The following is a 2,571-nucleotide window of genomic DNA, read 5'->3' on the forward strand; positions in this document are numbered from 1 at the left end:
TTAGTGCTACTGCCAGTGGAGGGAATGTAAGTCGTGGTGGCAAGATTTCGGTCTTGTCGGACGCGGTTCCTTGTGAATCTGGAAGCCCCCGTCATAGCGGTACTCCGCTTGACGGTGGGTAATTCACTCGTCTTGTCTTCAACCTCTACCTGGTTGGTAAAGTCTCCTGTAGACGCGGTTTCAACCACCGGGTATTCTTGGGGAGTTGACTAAATACTTGCTATAGATGAAGTCCTAACTCTCCTTTACAAGGTTTTTTGGGAGGGAGTTATGTATAGCACGTATTTGGCAAAAAGGTATAGTTAATCAAGCGATAAAAGAATCCCGCACCAAAATGTAGTTTTTGGTGCGGGAGGGAAGACAAGGAGCTAAATTGCTCGTTTATTCGTCGTAGATGCGGCATTCAGCAGCGTCAGGGTTGTCGTCGCAATATTTTTCAAAGGAATTTTTAGGTTTGACTTGCTTTTGGTGGGAAGCTTCTGCTTGCAGTTCTTCAACTGCGTCCCACGCTGCGGCGCATTCGCCCGAAGTTGCGCCCTTGACGTCACAGACGGTACGAGCGCTTTCTAGTTCTTCTTCAATTTGTTCTTGGATGTTGCCTGCGGGTGTTGTTGTCATAAATTTCTTGAGTAAGAAAGGTTTTCTTTTTTGGATGTTAGCTTGTGTTCGATTTGCAGTTTCAGTCTGGCGACCTCAGCTAATACTAGCTTGAGATGTGCTGATGTTGCAGCCCGATCAAACCCATCCATAAACTGCGATCGCAGCAGCCGTCTCTACTTCCTGTTTTATTTTAGCCGATCGGCGGATTTTAGTTCACAGGCATCAATGCAGGTCGAGCCCACCTGACTTTTGATGAAAACATTACAGGAAATTGTCGTGTCAAACTGTATTGAGCTTGATCTTTTAAGATTTAGCTGAAGACGGAATTTAACACTAAACAGATTGATTTAAGACTCATGTTAACTTATGTTAACACAAGAACGGCGATCGGGGGAGAGTCGATCGACTTTCCAATAGCGTCCCGCCAGAGGCAAGTTCCGGTTAGCCTAATGTATAGACATAGTTTTATAGAGATTTTCGCCCTATGGACAAGCAAAACCAAATGCAATGGGTCAGCGCCTTATCAACCCGTCCGTCTTTGGAATCAGCCTTGAAAGAAGTTGTAGAAAAAGCCGATCGCGAATTAGAAGGCCCGGCCGATTTAGCACTGATTTTTATCTCGTCTGCCTTTGCCAGCGAGTATTCTCGGCTGATGCCTTTACTCAAAGAATTACTGCCAGTGCCTGCGATTCTCGGCTGCGGCGGGGGAGGGGTCATCGGTACCGGTCGAGGCGGTCAGACCGAAGAAGTGGAGGGTTCTCCAGCAGTCAGCCTCTGTCTTGCCCGCTTGCCTGGAGTGAGCGTCAGAACATTTCACGTCGGTGCAGAGGAACTGCCGGACTTAGACAGTCCGCCGGATACTTGGGTGGATTTGTTGGGCGTGCCGGCCGGCGAAGAACCGCAGTTTATCATTTTGGCCGACCCCTTTTCGGCAAAAATTAACGATTTGCTGCAAGGGCTAGATTATGCCTATCCGGGTGCACCGAAGGTAGGGGGACTCGCCGGCGGCGACGGTGCGGGCAGGGGCGCGGCGCTGTTTTGCGACTATCAGCTTTACCGAGAAGGAACGGTGGGAGTGGCTTTGAGCGGAAATATAGTTCTAGAAACGATTGTCGCTCAAGGCTGCAGACCGATCGGGCATCCTTATCGGGTGACGGAAGGAGAGCGCAATATTGTGCTCAAACTCGAAGAACAAACCGACGATATCGGCAGCGGGGGCATCGAGCGATCGCCCTTAGAGGCCCTGCGAGAGTTAGTTCAAACTTTGAGCGAAGCAGACCGAGAATTAGCGCAGCACTCGTTATTTGTCGGCTTAGTCAGCGATGAATTCAAGTTTAAATTAGAGCCCGGAGATTTTTTAATCCGCAATCTGTTAGGGGTAGATCCGAAAGTGGGAGCAATTGCGATCGGCGATCGAGTACGTCCCGGACAGCGCATCCAATTCCACCTACGGGACGCGCGCACCTCCGCAGAAGACCTAGAACTGCTGCTCGATCGCTATCAGCGGGATGCTGAGTACAGGGGTACATCCAGCGCAGGCGCATTGATGTTCTCTTGTCTGGGGCGCGGCGAAGGGCTTTACGGCCAATCGAACTTTGACTCGAAACTGTTCGGCAGGTACATCAAAAACATTCCCCTCAGCGGCTTTTTCTGCAACGGCGAAATCGGCCCCGTGGGCGGCAGCACGTTTCTGCACGGCTATACCTCCGTATTCGGGATTTGTCGCCAAAATTCCTAATCTTGTTGACTGTTGGCAGTTGGCAGTTGGCAGTTGGCAGTTGGCAGTTGACTGTTAACGGTTGACTGTTGACTGTTGACTGTTGACTGTTGACTGTTGACTGTTGACAACTAACAACTAACAACTAACAACTAACAACTAACAACTAACAACTAACAACTAACAACTAACAACTAACAACTAACAACTAACAACTAACAACTAACAACTAACAACTAACAACTAACAACTAA

Annotated in this window: 3 protein-coding genes; 1 reads left to right on the forward strand and 2 read right to left on the reverse strand. The window is 49.0% G+C overall.

Going from position 1 to position 2,571, the window contains the following annotated elements:
- Both IQ263_RS29060 and IQ263_RS27890 read right to left on the reverse strand, forming a co-directional pair.
- Positions 1–188, reverse strand: a 188-nt coding sequence (locus IQ263_RS29060) for a hypothetical protein (RefSeq protein ID WP_228050432.1), incomplete at its 3' end; no start/stop codon positions are given.
- A gap of 193 nt (positions 189–381) precedes the next feature.
- Positions 382–618, reverse strand: a complete 237-nt coding sequence (locus IQ263_RS27890) for a Calvin cycle protein CP12 (RefSeq protein WP_194071272.1) — start codon at positions 616–618, stop codon at positions 382–384.
- A 466-nt stretch (positions 619–1,084) separates the two neighbouring features.
- On the opposite strand from IQ263_RS27890, the gene IQ263_RS27895 reads away from it, so the two are divergent.
- On the forward strand, positions 1,085–2,338 hold the full coding sequence (locus IQ263_RS27895) for an FIST signal transduction protein (protein WP_194071273.1): 1,254 nt from the start codon (positions 1,085–1,087) through the stop codon (positions 2,336–2,338).
- Positions 2,339–2,571: the final 233 nt, after the last annotated feature.

Source organism: Tychonema sp. LEGE 06208 (assembly GCF_015207505.1).
GTDB lineage: Bacteria > Cyanobacteriota > Cyanobacteriia > Cyanobacteriales > Microcoleaceae > Microcoleus.

What these genes read in the sequence shown, in the direction of transcription:
- IQ263_RS27895 (WP_194071273.1), top strand. Translation starts at nt 1,085, where the DNA reads ATGGACAAGCAAAACCAAATGCAATGGGTCAGCGCCTTATCAACCCGT.
- IQ263_RS27890 (WP_194071272.1), bottom strand. Translation starts at nt 618, where the DNA reads ATGACAACAACACCCGCAGGCAACATCCAAGAACAAATTGAAGAAGAA.